At 67.7% G+C, this 19,876-nt stretch carries 16 protein-coding genes; 11 read left to right on the top strand and 5 right to left on the bottom strand.

Annotated features, from left to right (window positions below; all coding sequences use genetic code 11):
* Window positions 1-56 precede the first annotated feature (56 nt).
* From GC150_00975 to GC150_00960, 4 genes are all read left to right on the top strand, one after another.
* Window positions 57-2,090, top strand: a complete 2,034-nt coding sequence (locus GC150_00975) for a prolyl oligopeptidase family serine peptidase (GenBank protein ID MBI1383472.1) — start codon at window positions 57-59, stop codon at window positions 2,088-2,090.
* Between the two features lie 54 nt (window positions 2,091-2,144).
* Window positions 2,145-3,704 (top strand): AMP-binding protein, encoded by a 1,560-nt coding sequence (locus tag GC150_00970; protein ID MBI1383471.1) that lies wholly within the window; start codon window positions 2,145-2,147, stop codon window positions 3,702-3,704.
* A gap of 71 nt (window positions 3,705-3,775) precedes the next feature.
* Complete coding sequence (gene aguB / locus GC150_00965; protein MBI1383470.1) at window positions 3,776-4,660, top strand: N-carbamoylputrescine amidase; 885 nt, start codon at window positions 3,776-3,778, stop codon at window positions 4,658-4,660.
* 36 nt (window positions 4,661-4,696) lie between these two features.
* The gene (locus GC150_00960) at window positions 4,697-5,686 is read left to right on the top strand and encodes an agmatine deiminase family protein (protein ID MBI1383469.1); all 990 of its coding nucleotides are present in this window, start codon (window positions 4,697-4,699) and stop codon (window positions 5,684-5,686) included.
* 60 nt (window positions 5,687-5,746) lie between these two features.
* Here GC150_00960 and GC150_00955 read toward each other — a convergent pair whose 3' ends face one another.
* Complete coding sequence (locus tag GC150_00955; protein ID MBI1383468.1) at window positions 5,747-6,760, bottom strand: 1-aminocyclopropane-1-carboxylate deaminase; 1,014 nt, start codon at window positions 6,758-6,760, stop codon at window positions 5,747-5,749.
* 127 nt (window positions 6,761-6,887) lie between these two features.
* Between GC150_00955 and GC150_00950 the strand changes: the two genes are divergently transcribed.
* From GC150_00950 to GC150_00935, 4 genes are all read left to right on the top strand, one after another.
* Window positions 6,888-8,996, top strand: a complete 2,109-nt coding sequence (locus GC150_00950) for a hydantoinase/oxoprolinase family protein (protein MBI1383467.1) — start codon at window positions 6,888-6,890, stop codon at window positions 8,994-8,996.
* On the top strand, window positions 8,947-10,671 hold the full coding sequence (locus GC150_00945; protein ID MBI1383466.1) for a hydantoinase B/oxoprolinase family protein: 1,725 nt from the start codon (window positions 8,947-8,949) through the stop codon (window positions 10,669-10,671). Before GC150_00950 ends, GC150_00945 begins: the two co-directional genes overlap by 50 nt.
* 87 nt (window positions 10,672-10,758) lie before the next feature.
* Window positions 10,759-11,289: an inorganic diphosphatase gene (locus GC150_00940; protein ID MBI1383465.1), complete on the top strand. Its 531-nt coding sequence runs from the start codon at window positions 10,759-10,761 to the stop codon at window positions 11,287-11,289.
* Between the two features lie 229 nt (window positions 11,290-11,518).
* Window positions 11,519-12,559, top strand: coding sequence for a serine hydrolase (locus tag GC150_00935; protein ID MBI1383464.1), 1,041 nt, complete (start codon window positions 11,519-11,521; stop codon window positions 12,557-12,559).
* Window positions 12,560-12,587: 28 nt separating this feature from the next.
* On the opposite strand, the gene pxpA is transcribed toward GC150_00935, so the two are convergent.
* Entirely contained in the window at window positions 12,588-13,373 is a 786-nt protein-coding gene (pxpA, locus tag GC150_00930) for a 5-oxoprolinase subunit PxpA (protein ID MBI1383463.1), read from the bottom strand.
* Here pxpA and pxpB point away from each other — a divergent pair.
* Window positions 13,254-14,279, top strand: a complete 1,026-nt coding sequence (gene pxpB / locus GC150_00925; protein MBI1383462.1) for a 5-oxoprolinase subunit PxpB — start codon at window positions 13,254-13,256, stop codon at window positions 14,277-14,279. The two genes, pxpA and pxpB, sit on opposite strands and share 120 nt — an antisense overlap.
* Entirely contained in the window at window positions 14,276-15,352 is a 1,077-nt protein-coding gene (locus GC150_00920; protein MBI1383461.1) for a 5-oxoprolinase/urea amidolyase family protein, read from the top strand. The genes pxpB and GC150_00920 overlap by 4 nt, the downstream gene beginning before the upstream one ends.
* Window positions 15,353-15,416: 64 nt before the next feature.
* Here the strand turns inward: GC150_00920 and GC150_00915 are convergent, their stop codons facing one another.
* Window positions 15,417-15,893: a flavodoxin family protein gene (locus tag GC150_00915; GenBank protein MBI1383460.1), complete on the bottom strand. Its 477-nt coding sequence runs from the start codon at window positions 15,891-15,893 to the stop codon at window positions 15,417-15,419.
* A 123-nt stretch (window positions 15,894-16,016) separates the two neighbouring features.
* Between GC150_00915 and GC150_00910 the strand changes: the two genes are divergently transcribed.
* Window positions 16,017-16,886, top strand: a complete 870-nt coding sequence (locus GC150_00910) for a D-amino-acid transaminase (GenBank protein ID MBI1383459.1) — start codon at window positions 16,017-16,019, stop codon at window positions 16,884-16,886.
* A gap of 31 nt (window positions 16,887-16,917) precedes the next feature.
* On the opposite strand, the gene GC150_00905 is transcribed toward GC150_00910, so the two are convergent.
* Together GC150_00905 and GC150_00900 are read right to left on the bottom strand one after the other, a co-directional pair.
* On the bottom strand, window positions 16,918-17,649 hold the full coding sequence (locus tag GC150_00905; GenBank protein MBI1383458.1) for a cyclic nucleotide-binding domain-containing protein: 732 nt from the start codon (window positions 17,647-17,649) through the stop codon (window positions 16,918-16,920).
* Between the two features lie 227 nt (window positions 17,650-17,876).
* Window positions 17,877-19,541, bottom strand: a complete 1,665-nt coding sequence (locus tag GC150_00900) for a hypothetical protein (GenBank protein MBI1383457.1) — start codon at window positions 19,539-19,541, stop codon at window positions 17,877-17,879.
* Window positions 19,542-19,876: the final 335 nt, after the last annotated feature.

The following is a 19,876-nucleotide window of genomic DNA, read 5'->3' as shown; positions in this document are numbered from 1 at the left end:
TTGCCGTTCATCGTCGCGACACTTGACGCGGCCGCCCACCTCGGCACCTTGTCGCCATGACCCGGCTCCCGCTCCCCCATGGCCTCTGGCCGTCTCCAATCACGCCCGACCACGTCGCCACCCAGTCGATCCGCTTCGGCTCGCTCGATTGCGATGGGGCGCACCTTTACTGGACGGAGGCGCGCCCCTCGCAAGGCGGTCGCGGCACCGTCATGCGCGCCCCGCTCGATGGCTCGTGCCCGCCCGAAGAGGTGCTTGCGGTCGAACACAGCGCACGCACGCGCGTCCACGAGTACGGCGGCGTGGCCTTCCTGTGCGACGGCGCCGGCGGCTTCTATTTCATCGAGGATGCCAATCAGGACATCCACCACCGCACCGCCGCTGGCACCGTCGTTCGTATCACGGATGCGCCCGGTTGGCGCTTTGCCGACCTTTGCCTCGACCGCCAGCGTAACCGCTTGATCGCGGTGGCTGAAGTCGCTTCGCCCGCCGCGAATGGGGCCGGCTCCGCATCACCCGACGCGCCCCCCGATGGCAACTCGCCGCACGAGCACCCGACTGCCGCCATCGTCGCTGTTCCACTGGCGCCGCACCGCCGGCACCCCACTCACCTGCTCGGACTCGCCACCGACCAGGGCGAAACGCCCGCGACGGTCGCCGACCTCGTCGTGCTGGTCGCCGACACCGATTTTTTCGCCTTTCCCCGCCTCAGTCCCGATGGAGGCCGCCTCGCCTGGCTGTCCTGGTCGCTCCCGGACATGCCCTGGGACGCCGCCCGCCTCTCGCTCGCAGAGGTCGCGGGCGATGGTCGGCTTGAGCCCCCGAGTCAAATCGCGGGCGGCGCAGGCGAAGCGGTCACGGAACCGGATTGGTCGCCCGATGGAACCCTCCATTACATCACCGACGGACCGGGATCGGGTCGCCTGATGCGTTGGCGTGATGGCCACTTGCCGCCCCTGGACACCGGTCCGGGCGACCTCTTCCAACCACTCTGGGGCCTCGGCGCGCGCAGCTACTGCCTGACGGGCGGCGATGAACGGGTCGCCTTCGTGACCGCCTCCCACGAGGGACGCGAACACCTCGTGCGCGCCGGCCCGGCCACCCCGCCGCGCCGCATCGCCGGCGACCTTGCCGGCTTTTCGAGCCTCGTTGCGCTTCCGGGCGGCGACATCGCCGTGATCGCGGCGAGTGACAGGGACACCCCCGCCATCACCGTCATCCGGCCGAATGTGCGACCGCACCGCGTCTGGCCCGCAAGGAGCGATCTCGAGGCCCTCGGCGACGGCATCTCGGTCGGCCGCTCCATCGAATTCCACGACGATAGCGGCGAACCATTGCACGGCGTGCTCTATCGGCCCGCGAGCGACACCCACCGCGCCCCCCGCGGCAATCCACTTCCGCCGGCCATCATCACGCTGCATGGCGGGCCGACCGGCAGCCTCGATCGCGGCTTCAAGCCGCGAGTCCAGTTCTGGACGAGCCGCGGCTTTCTTCTCCTCGACCTCGCCTATTCCGGCACGACCGGCTTCGGGCGCGACTACCGCCGCCGCCTCGACGGCGCGTGGGGCATCCGCGACGTCGCCGACACGATCGCCGCGGCCCGCCACCTCGCCACCGCCGGACTCGCCGATCCCGCACGGATTGCGCTCTACGGCGGCAGCGCGGGCGGATACACTGTCCTTGCCACGCTCGCCGCCAGCGACCTTTTCGCCGCCGGCGTCAGTTGCTACGGCATCGCCGATCTCGCCCGCCTCCAGGCGACCACCCACAAGTTCGAAGCCGGATACCTCTACCGCCTGCTCGGAGCCAAGAACGATGCCGACCCGGTATTCGACGAGCGCTCACCGCTGCATCGGGTCGATCGCATCCGCTCGCCCGTGTTGCTCCTGCAGGGCGCGGAAGATAACGTGGTTCCGCCCGAGCAGAGCCAGGCGATGGTCGGCGCCCTGCGCTCCCGGGGCGTGCGCGCCGATTTCCATCTCTTTCCCGGCGAGGGCCATGGCTTCCGGCGCCGCGAGACCATCGTCGCTGCGCTCCAAGCCGAACTCGCCTTCTACCGCGAGGTCATGAACCTCGCCCCGACCACCTGACGAGTCCCGCCGGGCAGCTCGTCCGCAACCCGAATACATGGAGTTCCTGCAGCGATGGCGGGCAATGTCCTCTTCGATGGTCTGACCCGAGGTTTCCAGTCGGACCGCCTCTTCGCACGCCTGCCCGATGGCCGGCACTACTCCTACCAGGACGTCCTCGACGTCTCGGCCCGTTTCGCCAACGTATTGGTCGAACGTGGCGTTCAACCCGGAGACCGGGTGGCGGTCCAGGCGCCGAAGTCGATCGAAGCGCTCATGCTCTACCTCGGCGCCGTACGCGCCGGCGCCGTCTTCCTGCCACTCAACAACGCCTATACGCCGGCCGAGATCGACTATTTCCTTTCCGACGCGGAGCCGGCCGTCTTCGTATGCGATCCTGCTCACCATGAACGCATGGCGCCCCTCGCCGCCTCCCGCGGCATCCGCCTCGAGACCCTGGGCGTCTGGCGGAGCGAGGCAGAGAGCGCCGGCACGCTCGCCGATGCCGGCCTCGCCGCCCCCACGACGTTCGAGACGAAGCCTCGGGCCCCGGGCGATATCGCCGCCCTCCTTTATACGTCCGGAACGACCGGCCGCTCCAAGGGCGCGATGCTGACCCACGACAACCTCCTTTCCAACAGCCGTACCCTGCAGCAGCATTGGCGCTTCACCGCCAACGACGTTCTCCTCCACGCCCTGCCGATCTTCCACACCCACGGCCTCTTCGTTGCAACGAACGTGACCTTGCTCGCAGGCGGCGCCTTGAATTTTCTCCATTCCTTCGACATCGACTGCGTTCTCGGGGCGCTCCCCACCTCGACGGCCATGATGGGCGTGCCGACGTTCTACACACGCCTCCTCGACGAGCCGCGATTTACCCGCGAACTGGTCGCCCACATGCGGCTCTTCGTTTCCGGCAGCGCGCCTCTCCTCGCCGAGACCCACGCACGCTTCGAGGCACGCACCGGGCATCGCATCCTCGAACGCTACGGCATGACCGAAACCAGCATGAACGCCTCCAACCCGTACGATGGTGAACGCCGGCCGGGCAGCGTTGGCTTTCCCCTTCCCGGTGTTTCCATCCGCATCGCGGACCCGCAGACCGGCGAAGTCCTCGCCCCCGGCGCCGTCGGCGTGATCGAGGTCGCGGGGCCCAACGTCTTTGCCGGATACTGGCGCAATCCTGAAAAGACCGCTGAGGAATTCCGCCCCGACGGCTATTTCATCACCGGCGATGTCGGCGTCGTCGATGGCGATGGTTACCTTTCGATCGTCGGGCGCGCCAAGGACCTGATCATATCGGGCGGCTTCAACGTCTATCCCAAGGAGGTCGAAGCAGCGATCGACGACATCGAAGGCGTTGCCGAGAGCGCCGTCGTCGGAGTGCCGCATCCCGATTTCGGCGAGGCCGTGGTCGCTGTCGTCGTGCCGAAGGCGGGCGCCGCGGTGACACCGCAGGCCGTGATGGCCGGGATCTCCGGTCGCCTCGCCCGCTTCAAGCAGCCCAAGCACGTCGTGATCCGACCCGCCCTCCCGCGCAATGCCATGGGCAAGGTGACCAAGAAGGACCTGCGCGACGAGTTCGCGGACCACTTCATCGGCCGGCCCGCCGGCAGTGATCGCGCGCGGGCTTGAATCCGTCGCCGCCCTGTCGCAAGCATTGCGCTGAGCCCGGCATCGGTCCGGGCGGAACGAGGTAGGACCCCATGCGCACGGTAACCGTCGCGGCAACCCAGATGGCTTGCAGCTGGGACATCGAGGACAATCTCGCCAGGGCGGAGGCCCATGTGCGCGAGGCCGCGCGGCGGGGCGCTGGCATCGTTCTGCTCCAGGAATTGTTCGAGACGCCATACTTCTGCATCGAGGAGCATGCACGTCACTTCGCCCTCGCCCGGCCGCTGGGCGGCAACCCACTGGTCGAACGGTTTTCCTCTCTCGCTCGCGAACTGGGCGTCGTCCTTCCGCTCTCGTTCTTCGAAGCCGCCGGCAACACGCGCTTCAACTCGCTCGTCGTCATCGACGCCGACGGCAGCATCGTCTCCCACTACCGCAAGAGCCATATCCCCCATAATCCGGGCTATGAGGAAAAATACTACTTCAGCCCCGGCGACACGGGCTTTGGCGTCGCCCACACCCGCTTCGGCACGCTCGGCATCGGCATCTGCTGGGACCAGTGGTTTCCCGAAACGGCCCGCAGCCTCGCCCTCCTAGGCGCCGAGATACTCCTCTTTCCGACCGCCATTGGCAGCGAGCCGACCGACCCGACCCTCGATTCCTCCGGCCACTGGCGCCGCGTCATGCAGGGCCACGCCGGCGCCAACATCATGCCGCTCGTTGCCTCCAATCGCGTCGGCACCGAGCGCGAAGGGCGCACCGAGGTCACATTCTACGGCACCTCCTTCATCGCCGACCACACCGGCGCCGTCGTCGCCGATCTGGATCGCGCCGAGGAGGGCGTCGCCCTCGCCACCTTCGATCTCGAGGACATTGCCCGCTATCGCGTCGAGTGGGGCGTTTTCCGCGACCGCCGGCCGGACCTTTATGCCCCGCTCGCCACCATGGACGGTCGCCGCCGCCACCCGTCCGCCTGACCTCGCCGAGGAAAAGGAGAAGAACCCATGCTGCGCATGCCGGCCGAATGGGCCCCCCACGCCGCCACCTGGATGATCTGGCCCTGCCGCGAGGAGGTCTGGGGCGACCGCCTCGCCGAGACCAAGCGCGGCTATGCCGCCGTCGCGCACGCCATCGCCCGCTTCGAGCCCGTCCGCATGATCGCCCCGCCGCGCCTCGCTGCCGAGGCGAAAAGCGCCCTCGGCGGCGATGTCGAGGTCGTGGAATTCCCGGTGGACGACAGCTGGGTCCGCGACTGTGGCGCGATCTTCCTCACCGATGGCGAGCGCCTTGCCGCCGCGAATTTCCGTTTCAATGCCTGGGGCCGGAAATACCATCCCTTCGATGCCGACGACAGGATCGCCGCCGCGATGGCCGAGTACGTCGGATGCCCCCTCGTCTCCTCCGACCTCATCGCGGAAGGCGGCGGCATTTCCGTCGACGGCGAAGGCACACTGCTGACCACCGAGAGCTGCTTTCCGAACGCCAACCGCAACCCGGGCTGGAGCCGCGCGCGCATCGATGGCGAACTCTCCCGCGTGCTCGGCGCTGAGAAGATCATCTGGCTGCCCGGCAACGTCGAGGAGCGCGAGACCGATGGCCACGTCGACGGGATTGCCCAGTTCGTCGCCCCGGGGCGCGTGGTCATCGAGGCGCCTGCCGGCCCCGGCCACCCCTGGGGCCCCATCATGAAGGCCAACATCCGCGCCCTCGAAGGCAAGACGGACGCTGCCGGCCGCCCGATCGAGATGGTCCGCATCACCGAGGCCGAGAGCCTCCGCCTGCCGCGTCACCTCGAGGACCGGTTCTGCCGCTCCTACGTCAATTTCTATCTCGCCAACGGCGCCGTGATCGCCCCGAGCTACGGCATCCGAGAGGACGATCAGGCGCGTGAAATCCTCTCCGCCGCCTGCCCGGATCGCGAGATCGTCATGGTCCCGATCGTCGACGTCGCGATCGGCGGTGGCGGCATCCATTGCATCACGCAGCAGCAGCCCGCCGTCTGAGGCCGATCCCCGCCTCGCGGCGGGAGCCGACGTGTTTTCGCTCCCGCCTGCCTCTTGCCCTCAACCGTTGCGGTATACGTAGCTGTAGCCGTTGATGGCGGGCACGCCGCCGAGGTGAGCGTAGAGAACCTTGGAGCCTGCGGGAAAATATCCCTTGCGCACGAGGTCGATCAACCCCTGCATGGACTTGCCCTCGTAGACCGGGTCCGTCATCATGCCTTCGAGCCGCGCCGCCATGCGGATCGCCTCGTTGGTTTCCTTCGACGGCACGCCGTAGGCCGGATAGGAATATCCATCCATCAGGACGAGGTCGTCGTCCGTGATCGCACGGCCGAGCCCGACGAGGTCCGCCGTGCCCTGTGCGATCGCCATCACCTGCGCCCGCGTCTGCGCGAGCGTGCCCGAGGCATCGATGCCGATGACCCGGTTGGCGCCCCCGTCCTTGGCGAAGCCGACCAGCATGCCGGCGTGCGTCGAACCCGTCACCGTACAGACGACGATGTAGTCGAACGCGAAACCCTGCGCCGCCTCCTGCGCCCGCACCTCCTCGGCGAACCCGACGTAGCCGAGCCCGCCGAGCGGATGCACCGAGGCCCCCGCCGGGATCGGATAGGGCTTGCCGCCTCTTGCCTCGACGTCCGCGATGGCCCGCTCCCAGCTCTCGCGGATGCCGATGTCGAAGCCCTCGTCGACCAGTTCGATCTCGGCCCCCATAACTCGGCTCATCAGGATGTTGCCAACCCGGTCGTAGACGGCATCCTCGAACGGCACCCAACTCTCCTGAACCAGCCGGCACTTCATGCCGATCTTGGCCGCCACCGCCGCCACCTGCCGCGTGTGGTTCGACTGCACACCGCCGATCGTCACGAGCGTGTCCGCCCCCTTGGCGATCGCATCGGGCACGATGTATTCGAGCTTGCGCAGCTTGTTTCCCCCGAACGCGAGGCCCGAATTGCAGTCGTCCCGCTTGGCATAGATTTCGACCGCCCCGCCGAGATGCGCGGTGAGCCGCGACAACAGCTCGATGGCGGTCGGCCCGAAGGTCAGGCGATAGCGTTCGAACTTTTCGAGCATGGTGTTCCCTTCCTGGGGCTCTCGCGGCGAAGGCCGCACGCATGGCGCGCATGCGGGTAGAATGCTTGACTTGCGGCCCGCGTCAACGTCCGATGCCGGCCGGGTCGAGCAGTGGGAAGGACAGACCATGACGGTGAGGATCGGGGCTGATATCGGCGGCACGTTCACCGATCTCGTGCTCGTCGACGATCGCGGCGGGCGTGTGCTGATCGACAAGGTGCTGACCACGCCGGACGCCCCGGACGAGGCGGTGATGACGGGCGTGCGCAACCTGCTCGCCGCCGCCGACTGCCCGGGCGCCCGGGTCGACCAGGTCGTGCACGGCACGACGCTCTTTACCAATGCCGTCATCGAGCGCAAGGGCGCGCCGACCGCCCTCGTCACCACCCGCGGCTTTCGCGACGCCGTGGAGATCGGCCGCGAGCACCGCTACGACATGTACGATCTGAAGATGCGCCGGCCCGCCCCGCTCGCCCCGCGCCGCCTGCGCTTCGAGGTCACCGAGCGAACCCTTGCCGACGGACGCATCCACACCGCACTCGACGAGGCGAGCGTCCACCACGTCGTCGACCGGCTCGTGGAGGAGGGCATCGAGGCGCTCGCCATTTGCCTCCTGCACGCCTACGCCAACGACACCCACGAACGCCGCATCGAGGAAATCGTGCGCGCCCGCATGCCGGCACTCGCGATCACCCGCTCGTCCGATCTGGTGCCCGAGATACGCGAATACGAACGAACCTCGACAACGCTGGTCAACGTCTATGTCAAGGGGATCGCGGAGCGTTATCTTTCGCGACTGCGCCGCCGCCTCACGGATGAGACGGCCGTTGCCGGAAAGCTCTTCGTGATGCAGTCGAACGGTGGGCTGTCCGAGGTCGACATCGCGGCACGCTATCCGGTCCGCCTCATCGAGTCGGGTCCCGCCGCCGGCGCGATCGCCGCCGCCAGTTTTGCCGCCGCCACCGACCGCCCGGATATCCTCTCGTTCGACATGGGCGGCACGACCGCCAAGGCCTGCCTCATCGTCGATGGCAAGCCCTTGATCGCGCCCGATTTCGAGGTCGACCGCCAGTATCTCTTCAAGAAGGGCAGCGGCTTTCCGGTCAAGGTCCCCGTGATCGAGATGATCGAGATCGGCACCGGCGGAGGCTCAATCGCGGGCATCGACGCCATGCGCCGCCTCCAGGTCGGGCCGCGCAGCGCCGGCTCCAAGCCGGGCCCCGCCAGCTACGGTCTCGGCGGCGACCGCCCGACCGTCACCGACGCCGATCTTGTACTCGGCTTCCTCGATCCCGATTTCTTCCTCGGCGGCGAGATGGCGCTCGACGTCGCGCGCGCCCGCGCCGCCATCGAAACGCACGTCGCCCGCCCCTTGGGGCTCGGCGTCGAGGAGGCCGCCGCCGGCATCCACCAGCTCGCCAACGAGAGCATGGCCTCGGCCGCCCGCATGCATGCCATCGAGCGCGGCCTCGACATCGACCGCTTCACCATGTTCGCCTTCGGCGGCGCCGGTCCCGTGCACGCCTTCGGCGTCGCGCGCATCCTGCGTTTGGGGCGCATCGTTTACCCGCTGCGGGCGGGCGTCATGTCGGCCATCGGTTTTCTTTCCGCTCCGCTCTCCTTCGACTTCGTGCGCAGCCAGCCGGCCCCGCTTGCGACGCTCGACTGGACCGCTGCCATGTCCGCCATCGAAGAGATGGAGGCCGAAGGTCGCCAGGTCCTCGGCCGCACGGTCCCAGAGAGCGAACTGACGTTCGCCCGCTTTGCGGATATGCGCTATCGTAAGCAGGGCTACGAGATTCGCGTTCCGATCCCCGATGGCCGCTTGAGCGCGCAAAGCGTTGCCACAATCCGCGAGCGTTTCGAGCAGACCTATGCCGCGCTCTACGGCCATACGGTACCGGACGCCGAGATCGACGTCGTCTCCTGGCGTGTCATCGCATCGGGCCCCCTTCCGGCCTCCCCCCTCGCTGCGAAGCTGGCGGCAGCCGCCGCCCCGTCCACCGGCGCCGGGGCAGCCCTCAAAGGCGAGCGCCTCGCCTACCGGCAGGGCGAGGCGGGCCACCGTCCGACACCGGTTTACGACCGCTACCGTCTGGCGCCCGGCACATCGTTCTCGGGTCCCGCGATCATCGAGGAAAAGGAATCGACCGTCGTCGTCGACGGTCCCGCCCGGATCTCGGTCGATGCCTTCGCCAACCTCGTGGTCGAGATCGACCGGGCGCCACGCGCGTGAGCCGGATAAGGGAGTAGAACCCATGGACCAGGTCACCCTCGACATTCTCTGGAACCGCCTGATTTCGACCGTCAACGAACAGGCTGCCGCCCTCATCCGCTCCTCGTTCACCTCCATCGTGCGCGAGGCGGGCGACCTCTCGGCCGGCGTCTTCGACCGCCGCGGCCGCATGGTCGCCCAGGCCGTGACCGGCACGCCCGGTCACATAAACTCCATGGCGACCGGAATGATCCACTTCCTCGCGCGCTATCCGGTCGACACGCTCGCCCCCGGCGACGTCCTCGTCACGAACGACCCATGGAAAACGGCAAGCCAGCTCAACGATATTACAGTTGCGACCCCGGTCTTTTACAAGGGCCGCGTCGTCGCCTTCTTCGCCAGTTGCTGCCATGCCCTCGACATCGGCGGGCGCGGCCTCTCGGCCGACAGCCGCTCGATCCACGAAGAGGGGCTTTTCATCCCGATTATGAAGCTCGCCGAGGCCGGCCGACCGAATGAGACTCTCTTTGCCATGCTCGCTGCCAACGTGCGCACGCCCGAGGAGGTACTTGGCGACCTCCACTCCCAGATCACCGGCAACGAGGTCGGCGCACGTCAGCTCGTCTCCTTCCTCGAGGAGTTCGGCCTTTCCGACATCGAGGAATTGTCCGATCGCATCGTCGAGCGAACCGAGGCTGCGATGCGCGAGCGGATCCGCGCGCTCCCGGACGGTGATTATTCCTACGCGCTCACCATTGACGGCTTCGAGGAGCCCATCGCAATAAAGGTTCGCATCCACGTCGCCGGCGACCGCCTGCTCGTCGACTACGCCGGTTCCTCGGGTCCCTCCCACATGGGCATCAACGTCTGCCTCAACTACACCCGCGCCTACACCACCTACGGCGTCAAGTGCGCCATCTCGCCGGATGTGCCCAACAACGAGGGCAGCTTCCGCCCGATCGAGATCGAAGCCCCCGAGGGCGGCATCCTGAACGCCGCCTATCCGAGCGCCGTCGCCGGCCGCCATCTCGTCGGTCATTTCCTTCCTTCGGCCGTGATGGGGGCGCTGGCGGGCTCGCTGCCCGAAACCGTCATCGCGCCCGGCGCCGACGGCCTCTGGGACACCCACGTCGCCGGTTTCGATCCGCGCACCGGCAAGCATTTTTCCTACACCTGGTTCTCCTCGGGCGGAGTCGGCGCCATGGCCGATCGGGACGGGCTTTCCGCCACCGCTTACCCCTCCGGCATCGCCGGCGTTCCCGTCGAGGTGATGGAGACGATCGCTCCCCTTCTGGTTCACAGCCGCGAACTGCGCTGTGATTCGGGCGGGCCTGGCACCTACCGGGGCGGCCTCGGCCAGGAAATGACGTTCGAGGTCCTGACCGACCGATCGTTCCTTTTCTCGGGCCTCTACGAGCGCACCCGCCATGCCGCGCCCGGCCTTGCCGGTGGCTCGCCGGGGGCCAGCGGCCGGCTTTCCGCCGAGGTCCGCTCGGCCGACGGGCGCCACGAACCGCTCGAGATCGCCCCCAAGCTCACCCGCACCCTCAAGCCCGGCACTGTCGTCACCGTGGCGATGCCCGGCGGTGGCGGCTACGGCCCACCGGCCGCCCGCGACCAGGCCGCCCTCGACCACGACATCGCCGAGGGCTACGTCTCGCCGCAGGCCGCGCGACAGTCCTATGGTCGGGCTTGATCGCACGGACAGTCGGCGCCAGAGCTGCTCGACGGTCACCGCAGCACCGTGCAAAGCCGCAGCCGCCCAACTGCCCGAGGAGGTCCCATGCGCATCGAAGCGATCCCCATCGGCGACAATCCGCCCGACGACATCAACGTGCTGGTCGAGGTCTCGATCGGCGGCGAGCCGATCAAGTACGAGATGGACAAGGCTTCCGGCACGATGTTCGTCGACCGCATCCTGCACACCGCGATGCGCTATCCCGGAAACTACGGTTTCATTCCGCACACGATCTCCGACGACGGCGATCCCGTCGACGTGCTGATCGCCAACAACCGGCCGCTCATGCCAGGATGCGTCATCAACTGCCGGCCGATCGGGGTTCTCTTCATGGAGGACGAGGCCGGCAAGGATGAAAAAGTGATCGCCGTGCCGAGCGCCCGCGTTTCCCAGCGCTTCGTCGGTGTCCACGACGTCGCCGATCTGCCCGACGTGGTCCGCCGGCAGATCGGTCACTTCTTCGAGCACTACAAGGACCTCGAGAAGGAAAAGTGGGTGCGCGTCGCCGAATGGGGCAACCACGAGGTGGCCAAGCGCGTCATCCGCGAGGGCATCGCCCGGGCAGGCGGTCGCTGACGCGTGCCCTTCGGCAACTGGGAGGGGCGGTCGGCCGCCGCATTCGAGCCAACCAACGTCGGCGCGCCCGTCCTCCGGAGGCGGCTTGCGTGTGCCGCGACGAGCCACTTTGGGAAGACACCCGATGCAGAATTATCCACCGCTCTCGAACGCGATCAGGCTCGTGGTTTGCATGCTCGCCGCCGCGGTGACGATCGCTTTTTCTCAACCTTCGATGGGAACGTTCGCAATGGCTGACGACGATGCCGGATGGGCTCGGGCAGAGCCGGGCGAGGTGGGGCTTGCCGCCAACCTCGGCGAACGGATCGAGGCCGCGGTTTCGGCCGAGGGTCTGGCAGGTCTCCACGGTGTCGTCGTCGTTCGCAAGGGACGCCTCGTCCACGAACGCTACTTTTCGGGTGAGGACTATCGGTGGGGCGAACGGCTTGGTCACGTCACCTTCGAGGCCTCGACACTTCACGACGTGCGCTCGGTCTCCAAGAGCATCGTATCCCTCCTCTACGGCATCGCCCTTGCGGAGGGAAAAGTTCCGCCGCTGGATGCCCCGCTCTACGACCAGTTCCTGGGCCAGGAGGATCTCGCCGCAATTCCCGGCCGCCGGGCCATCCGCGTCGAACACGCGCTGTCCATGACGCTCGGTCTCGATTGGAATGAAAACCTTCCCTACGACGATCCCCGCAACAGCGAGATCGCCATGGAGAACTCGCCCGACCGCATCCGTTATGTGCTCTCGCGGCCGCAGGTCGCGGCTCCGGGCGAAGCCTGGACGTATTCCGGCGGGGCCACCGCTCTCATCGGCCGCCTCATTGAGGAGGGTACCGGTACCGATCTCGAAAGCTACGCGCGATCGAGACTCTTCGCTCCGCTCGGGATCGAGCAAGTGGAATGGATACGAGGCTCCGACGGCCGGCCCGCTGCGGCTTCCGGCCTGCGAATGCGCCCTGCCGACCTGGCGCGCATCGGCCAGATGGCTCTCGAGGGCGGCGTCTGGAACGGCCGTAGGGTTGTCCCAGCGAACTGGCTCCGGCGGTCATCCGGCCTGCATGCCCTGACGCCGGAGGGACTGGCCTACGGCTACGGCTGGTGGATCGGCGCGCTGCGCAATGGAAAGCGCTGGTTCGCTGGCTTCGGCAATGGTGGCCAGAGGCTTGCCGTCGTTCCGTCGCTCGACCTCGTCGTGGTCGTGACGGCGGGCAACTACAATGCGCCGGAGGCCTGGCGGCTACCGGTCGCAGTCTTCGTTGCCGTCCTCAAGGCAGTGGAGAACTGAGAGGCAGAACAATGAGGAACCAGCAGCGCTAGGCCGCCCCGTCCACCAGCATTTCCGGCAGCGTCACGACCGAGACGCCGGCCGCCTCGAGCCCGCGCCTCACCGCCCGTGCCACCGCGACCGCCGTCGGCTCGTCGCCATGCACGCAGAGCGAATGGAACGGCAGGCGCAGTACTTTGCCGCTCCGTGCGACGATCTCGCCGGTCGTCACCATACGCACCGCCCGCGCGCTCGCCACCGCCTCGTCGCGGATCACGGAGCCGGCCATGCTCCTCGGCGTCAGCGTACCATCGTCCTCGTAGGTGCGATCGACGAACGCTTCGAGCGCCGTCACCAGCCCCAGCTCGCGCGAGACCCGCTCCAACTCCGTGCCCGGCATCACCAGATGAATGAGGCCGGCATCCACCACCTTGACCGCCCGCGCGATCGCCATTGCATAGCCCCGGTCGGTGCAGGCCATGTTGTTGAGCGCCCCGTGCGCCTTGACATGCGTGACGGCGATGCCCGCGTAGTGCGCCATCGCCTGCATCGCCCCGATCTGATAGGCGCACTGATACTCGAGTTCGTCGGCATTCATCCTGATCTGCCGCCGCCCGAAGCCCCACAGATCGTCGAACCCGGGATGCGCCCCGATGCTGACCCCCTTGGCCGCCGCCGCGATCGCGACCCGCCGCATGGTTGCCGCATCGCCTCCATGAAATCCGCAGGCGACGTTGGCCGTTCGCACGATATCGAGCAACGCGTCGTCGTCGCCGATGTCGTAGGCCCCGAAGCCTTCCGCCATGTCGGCGTTGATGTTGATGCGGTCGGACATGGCATTCACCGGTGCGGGCTGGACAAAGAGATCGACCCGCGCACTATGGCCCGGCCCGTGTCGGCCTGTCCAATCGGGCGGTCCCAAGACGCCATCCTCGCATCGCGCAAGCGGCGCATCCTCGACGGTTGCCGCAGTGTCGCGGGTCGGAGCCGAGCCACAGCCATGACGACATCACCTCGCTTCCTGCCCATGGGCGACACGGCGCTGACGATCGAGTTCGCGACCAACGTCGAGCGAGAGACGAGCCGCCGCATCCTGGCGCTCGACCGCCGGGTCGCAGAGGCCGCGCTCGCCGGCATCGTCGAGACCATCCCGACGTTCCGCTCGCTCACCGTTCACTATGATCCGCTCGTCTGGAAGCCGTCCGACCTCGAGGCGGAGTTGCAGGGCCTCGTCGCCGGCCTCACGTCCATCGAGGATTCCCCGCGCACCTGGCACATCCCGGTCTGTTACGATCCCGAATTCGGCCTCGACCTCGACGACGTGGCCCGCTCCCGCGAACTGTCCGTCGACGAGGTCGTGCGCCTCCACAGCGACGCCACCTACCTCGTCTACATGATCGGCTTCCTTCCGGGCCTGCCCTACATGGGCGACATCGCCCCGGCCATCGACCTGCCACGCCGCCTCGATCCACGCGTGCGTGTGCCGCGCGGTTCGGTGTCGATTGCCGTCGGCCTCACCATCGTCTACCCGCTCGAGAGCCCGGGCGGCTGGCACATCCTCGGGCGCACGCCGGTTCCGCTCTTTACCCTCGAGCGCGAGCCCCCGACCCTCCTTGCGCCGGGTGACAGCGTGCGCTTCATCGCCATCCCGCGGGCCGATTACGACAGGCTCGAGGGCACGCCCGAGGCCGCCGACTGGAGCCGCTGGCAAGCCCCCGCATCGACGGGAGGCCGCCGATGACCCGTGCCGCTCTCCTCGTCCGTCAGCCGGGCTTCTTCACGACCGTCCAGGATCGCGGCCGCTTCGGCCACCAGCGCCTCGGCGTGCCGACCTCGGGCGCGCTCGATGCGGCGTCCTACCGGCTCGCCAACGCGCTGGCTGGGGCCCCGGCGGGTGCCGCCGCCCTCGAGATGCGCCTCGTCGGCCCCACTTTGGAGGCCGTGGGCGGACCGGTCCGCCTCGCTGTCGTCGGGGCTGAGGCAAGCCTCGAGATCGCTGGCACAGGGGGCTCCGGACCACGCCGGGTGAAGTCGGGTGAAAGCGTCACGGTGCGTGCCGGTGAACGCGTCGCTGTCGGTCCCCTCGCGTCGAGCGCGACCGCCTACCTCGCGGTCGCTGGTGGCCTCGACGTACCGCTGATCATGGGGAGCGCCTCGACCTATGTGCGCGGCCGTTTCGGTGGTCACGAAGGGCGCGCACTTGCCGTTGGCGACCGCCTTTCGCTCTGCCAAGACGGTCCCCCAGCCGGCCTCGAGCGCCGCCTGCCGCCCTGGCCGATCCAACCCGCCGACTACATCCGCGTCGTACCCGGCCCTCAACGCGACCACTTCACCGATCGCGGATTTGCGACACTTCTCGAAGCCGAGTGGACGGTCAGCAGCGAGGCCGACCGGATGGGCCTGCGCCTCGACGGCCCCCCGATCGAACACGCGGGCGGCTACAATATCGCCTCCGACGGCATCGCCACCGGCGCCATACAGGTGCCCGGCTCCGGCCAACCGATCGTCCTCCTCGCCGATCGCCAGACGACCGGCGGCTATCCCAAGATCGCCACGGTGATCTCGGCCGACCTGCCTCACCTCGGCCGAATGGCGCCCGGCGCCCGCTTTCGCTTCGCAGCTGTCGCACCGGACGAGGCATCCGCCGCCGCACGCGCCCACGAGGCCGAACTTTGCCGTCTCGAGCGGGCCATCACCACGTTCACATCCGGCCCTCCGGACACGGCCGCTCTCCTCGCCGCGAACCTCATCTCCGGCGTCTGGGGACCGGCGGCAGCCCCTCGGCGGGACGGCGACGAGCCGGTCGGAGATTGAAAGCCGAGCTTCGGAGCGTGCCGCCCCTGCCCCAGCGCATGCGAGCGCCGCTCGTTCGGTGCCGTCAAAAGATGCCCGCATCGAGCCCGGCCGCCATCAGCGCGCCGAGTTCCTCGCACTCGCCGACGAACCCGTCCCGCCACGTCCCACGCATCACCAGCGGCTCGGCCACCGCCCGCCAGCGCAGCCCCGTCGTGATGGAGGCGACCGCGCGGCAGGTGCCCGTTCCATCGTGCCCTGCGCGAACGTAGAGGGCGTAGGCCAGGCCCTGCTTTTCCTCCAACACCGGATAATAGGTGCGGTCGAAGAAGTCCTTGAGCGCACCGGACATGGTGCCGAGGTTCTCGGTGGTGCCGAGCACGATCGCCTGGCACGCGCGCACGTCGTCGGGGCCGGCCTCGAGCGGCGCCTTGACGACCACCTCGACGCAAACGTCCGGCTCGCGGCGCGCGCCCCGTTCAACCGCCTCGCGCAATCGCAAGGTGTTGGCAGATGGCGCATGGGCCACGATCAGCAGCCGCTTGCCGTTGCCGACGGTCACGTTCCGCACCACTCCCACCACGCCGCCCGACCGCCAGCCTCGCGATCAAGGCGCTTGCCTCGACTTCCTCGATGGTGATTGTATCGCCGCCCATCCGCTGGTCAAAGCGATCGAGGACCGACCATGAGCCGCATCGTCTACGTGAATGGCCATTTCCTGCCCGAGGCGGAAGCCAAGATCTCCGTCTTCGACCGTGGCTTCCTCTTTGCGGACGGCGTCTATGAAGTGACGTCGGTGCTTGAGGGCGAACTCATCGACAATGCCGCCCACATGACGAGGCTCGAGCGCTCCATGCGCGAACTCTCGATGCCGGCCCCCGCGAGCGCCGAGGAGATCGAGGCGGTCCAGCGCGAACTCGTCGCGCGCAACGAGCTGCGCGAAGGCATGGTCTATCTGCAGGTGACGCGAGGCGCGGCCGACCGCGACTTCGCCCTGCCGAAGGACCCCAAGCCCTCGCTCGTTCTCTTCACCCAGACGGCCAGCATTCTCGACAGCCCGCGCGCGGCACGAGGCATTTCGGTCATCACCCTGGAGGACATCCGCTGGAAGCGGCGCGACATCAAGACCGTCGCGCTGCTCGCCCCGAGCCTCGCAAAACAGCAGGCGATCGACGCCGGCGCCGACGACGCCTGGATGGTCGAGGACGGATACGTGACCGAGGGCACGTCGAACAACGCCTACATCGTGACCGCCGACGGGACCATCGTCACCCGGCATCTCGGCAACGAGATCCTGCACGGCATCACCCGCAAGGCCGTTCTCGACCTCGCCCGCGAGGCGCAGTTGCGTGTCGAGGAACGCCGTTTCACGCCCGAGGAGGCCAAGACCGCGCGCGAAGCGTTCATCACTTCGGCGTCTTCGTTCGTGTGCCCCGTCGTGCGCATCGACGGTATCGCCCTCGGCGATGGCACACCGGGCCCCATCGCCAAGCGGCTGCGCGCGCTCTACATCGACATGGCATTGGCCGAAGCCCGCGCCCGCAAGGGCGCTTGAATAGGCGGCGCTCCGGCAGGCTCGTTGTCGGTCAACCCAGGGCGCGCGCCGTCCCCGCCGGCCGATCGTGATCGAACCCGGCGAGCTTGCTGAGCCGCGAGCCGTCACGGATGATGATCGCCCCGCGTACCACCTCCACGATACCGCCGCGCCGCCAGCCGGTCAGCACCCGGTTCATGTGCTCGCGCGAGGCCGCCACCTGATGCGCGAGCGCCTCCTGCGAAATTCGCACCGGCTGGCCGGACACCCCGGCCCGGCCCTCCAGCCGCAACAGCTGGCGCGCCGCCCGAACCGGTACGGACAGGGTCGTCGCTTCGAAATACTGTTCGTTTATCGCCCGCAAGCGTCTCGCCAGCAATTCGAGGAGCCGTCGAGACAGGCACGCATCGGACGCCAGTGCGGCCAACAGGTCGTCGCGCCCGATCATCCAGCAATCGATGGCCTCGAGTGCGGTCACCGTCGCCGTTCGCGGCCCGCCATCGGCGATCGCGATCTCTCCGAAGAGATCGGGCGCGCCGATCACATTGACCACGACCTTGCGTCCATCGAGACCGAGCACCGAGACCTCCGCCCGGCCAAGCGCCAGAAGATAAAGTGACGTGGCAGGCTCGCCCAGCCGCACGATCTCCTCGCCCCCGGCGAACGAAACAGCTCGCGCGCGACGGCTGATTTCTGCCACCGTGTGCTCACCGATCCCCCGGAAGAGCTCCACCTTGTCGACGAGCCTCCGCAACTGCCGCTGCGCGCAGCTTCCCCCTTTCATCCCTGCCCCCAATTCGTCCCCCCTCGAGCCGCGCTCGCATACGACGAGAAGCACCCGCCTTCGGCCGTGGACATTGTTATATCGCCTACCGGTAAACCTCTTGTGCCAAGCAGGGGCGAAAACCAACCGGGCGCTGTTAGGAAAACCGCAGTAACACGTTGCATCATCCCATCGATGAAACGTGCGTCGCAAGGCGGTACCAACGGCCGCACACCTAGCGATCCCGATCAGCCCGGCAGCCCCGCCGCACGCAGCGCTTCGGCATAGACCGTTTTCCCCTCCTCGGTCATGGTCGGCTGCACGGCGATCCAGCGCTCGACGGAAAAATCGGGCTGGTACCGCAAGAGGCGGTCCACGTGCCGGCGCGGGTCACCGCCGAGGCGCGCGGTCGCGGCGGCGAGCAGGCGATAGGATTGAGTCGGATCCCGCATCCGGCTGAGCACGCGCAGAACCGCCTCGTCGTCGCCCCTCTCGAAGTGGGCATCCCCGAGCGACCAGAGACGATAATCCGGATTCGTCTCGTCGAGGGCGAGCGATGCCTGCAAGAGATCGATCGCCTCGTCGCAGCGATCGAGATAGCTGAATACCATGCCGAGGTCGCCGGCCACACCCGCGCACCCTGGCCGCATGCGCCGCGCCCGCTCGAGCGCATAGACTGCGCGATCGCGCTCACCCGACCAGAAGTGACAGAACCCGAGCTGATGCTCGCAGACGGGATCGATCGGGTCGATCTGCACCGCCCGGCTCGCGTGCTCGATCGCCGTCTCGAGCGGCTGAGCCGGTCCGCAAGCCCAGTCGAAGCGCCACGCTATGGCATAGCCACGCGCCAGGAGGGCATGTGCCCTCGCATAGTCGGGATCGAAATGGAGGGCCTCCCTGAGTGCCCTTATGCCTTCCAGTATGCCGATCCGGCTGTATGTGGAAAGCAAACGCTTTCCCTTGAGGTAGTGATGGAAACTGCCACGGGGGGAGAGGACCTGGTTGTCGCTCGCTTCGATCTCACCGACCTCGATCGTATCGACGACATAGGAGGCGACCGTATCGACGCTCGCGCCACCCGGCGCCCCCGCGACATTGTGTCCTCGACCGTGTCCGAACTCCAGGCAGCCAAAGTGTCGCGAGAGAAGGAATCTCCGTTGCTGGCGGCTGTAGATGCCGAGCTTGACCGACCGCCCGAAACCGGGCTCGCCTTCGATCAGCACCAGGTAGTCGCCGCAGCCTGCCCCATCCCTGGCCATTCGCGAGAGGAGATTCCTGAGGCCACGCTGCACCTGTCGCGCCGTCACGTCGAACGCCGCGCCGACGAGATGATCGACCACCCGGCCGGCCAGCACATCGCGGACCTCGTCGTCCGTCGTTCCGGCCACCAGCACCTCGACCGCGGTGACCGCCCTGAGGCGACTGCCGGCGCCACGCGGAACCGGTGGCGGGCAACCGGTCGATATCGCCGCCGGGTCGATCTCGATGCCGCGAATAGGCATCGACCCCGCCTTTGCGACCCCCCCGATCCGCCTCGGCTCGAAGACGCGCAGACTGGGGGCGAGGGCCTGAAAAACATCCTCGTCGACTCCGATGCAACCGGGAGCCGTCAGGGACTGGAGGCGGGCCGCCTTGATGATCACTTCTCCGAAGAGCCCGCCCTCACCCTCCGTGGTTTCCCCTTCGCATATGGCGATTCGGAATCTCAGAGCCCGACCATCGCCCTCGCCGTGACCGCGGCTCAGCGCGTGCTGGACCGAAAGCGCCGCCCGCATGGCCGCCTGGCTGGTGTTGAAGACGGCGAGCACGCTGTCGCCCGTCATCTCCACGATGCGGCCGTGATACTGCGCGGCAGCTTCGCAGAACGACCGACGCGCGGCCCCGATTGCCTCGATCGTCTCCGATCTGCACAACCGCATTGATTCTGAATATGCCACGGCATCGGCATAGAGAACCGATTGCCAACGAACCGGAGAAGATGAATCCATCATTAATACCGTTTGCACGCATCCGATTGAATGATTGACTTGACGCGTTAAGAAACCTGTCAACAGGAGAGGAAAATGACAAAATCCACGGCGACGACCGCGATCGAGACGCCCTCGAACGTTGGTGGACGCATCGCTCCCAAGGCCGTGACTCCGGCTCAAGTTGGCGGTCGTATTTCCGCGACCGCGGTTACGCCCGCCCAGGTCGGCGGACGCATTCGCTGACTTATGCACCGTCGCGGATCGCCGTGGAGCGATTA

It is taken from the genome of Hyphomicrobiales bacterium, from assembly GCA_016125495.1.
Lineage (GTDB): Bacteria > Pseudomonadota > Alphaproteobacteria > Rhizobiales > RI-29 > RI-29.
This window is presented reverse-complemented; position numbering and strand designations above follow the sequence as displayed.

Excerpts from the sequence above, each read along its gene's own strand:
- GC150_00910 (MBI1383459.1), top strand. The coding sequence starts at position 16,017 with ATGAGCCGCATCGTCTACGTGAATGGCCATTTCCTGCCCGAGGCGGAA.
- GC150_00920 (MBI1383461.1), top strand. The coding sequence starts at position 14,276 with ATGACCCGTGCCGCTCTCCTCGTCCGTCAGCCGGGCTTCTTCACGACC.
- pxpB (MBI1383462.1), top strand. The coding sequence starts at position 13,254 with ATGAAATCCGCAGGCGACGTTGGCCGTTCGCACGATATCGAGCAACGC.
- GC150_00975 (MBI1383472.1), top strand. The coding sequence starts at position 57 with ATGACCCGGCTCCCGCTCCCCCATGGCCTCTGGCCGTCTCCAATCACG.
- GC150_00955 (MBI1383468.1), bottom strand. The coding sequence starts at position 6,760 with ATGCTCGAAAAGTTCGAACGCTATCGCCTGACCTTCGGGCCGACCGCC.
- GC150_00905 (MBI1383458.1), bottom strand. The coding sequence starts at position 17,649 with ATGAAAGGGGGAAGCTGCGCGCAGCGGCAGTTGCGGAGGCTCGTCGAC.
- GC150_00950 (MBI1383467.1), top strand. The coding sequence starts at position 6,888 with ATGACGGTGAGGATCGGGGCTGATATCGGCGGCACGTTCACCGATCTC.
- pxpA (MBI1383463.1), bottom strand. The coding sequence starts at position 13,373 with ATGTCCGACCGCATCAACATCAACGCCGACATGGCGGAAGGCTTCGGG.
- GC150_00940 (MBI1383465.1), top strand. The coding sequence starts at position 10,759 with ATGCGCATCGAAGCGATCCCCATCGGCGACAATCCGCCCGACGACATC.
- aguB (MBI1383470.1), top strand. The coding sequence starts at position 3,776 with ATGCGCACGGTAACCGTCGCGGCAACCCAGATGGCTTGCAGCTGGGAC.
- GC150_00945 (MBI1383466.1), top strand. The coding sequence starts at position 8,947 with ATGCCTTCGCCAACCTCGTGGTCGAGATCGACCGGGCGCCACGCGCGT.
- GC150_00960 (MBI1383469.1), top strand. The coding sequence starts at position 4,697 with ATGCCGGCCGAATGGGCCCCCCACGCCGCCACCTGGATGATCTGGCCC.
- GC150_00935 (MBI1383464.1), top strand. The coding sequence starts at position 11,519 with ATGGCTGACGACGATGCCGGATGGGCTCGGGCAGAGCCGGGCGAGGTG.
- GC150_00970 (MBI1383471.1), top strand. The coding sequence starts at position 2,145 with ATGGCGGGCAATGTCCTCTTCGATGGTCTGACCCGAGGTTTCCAGTCG.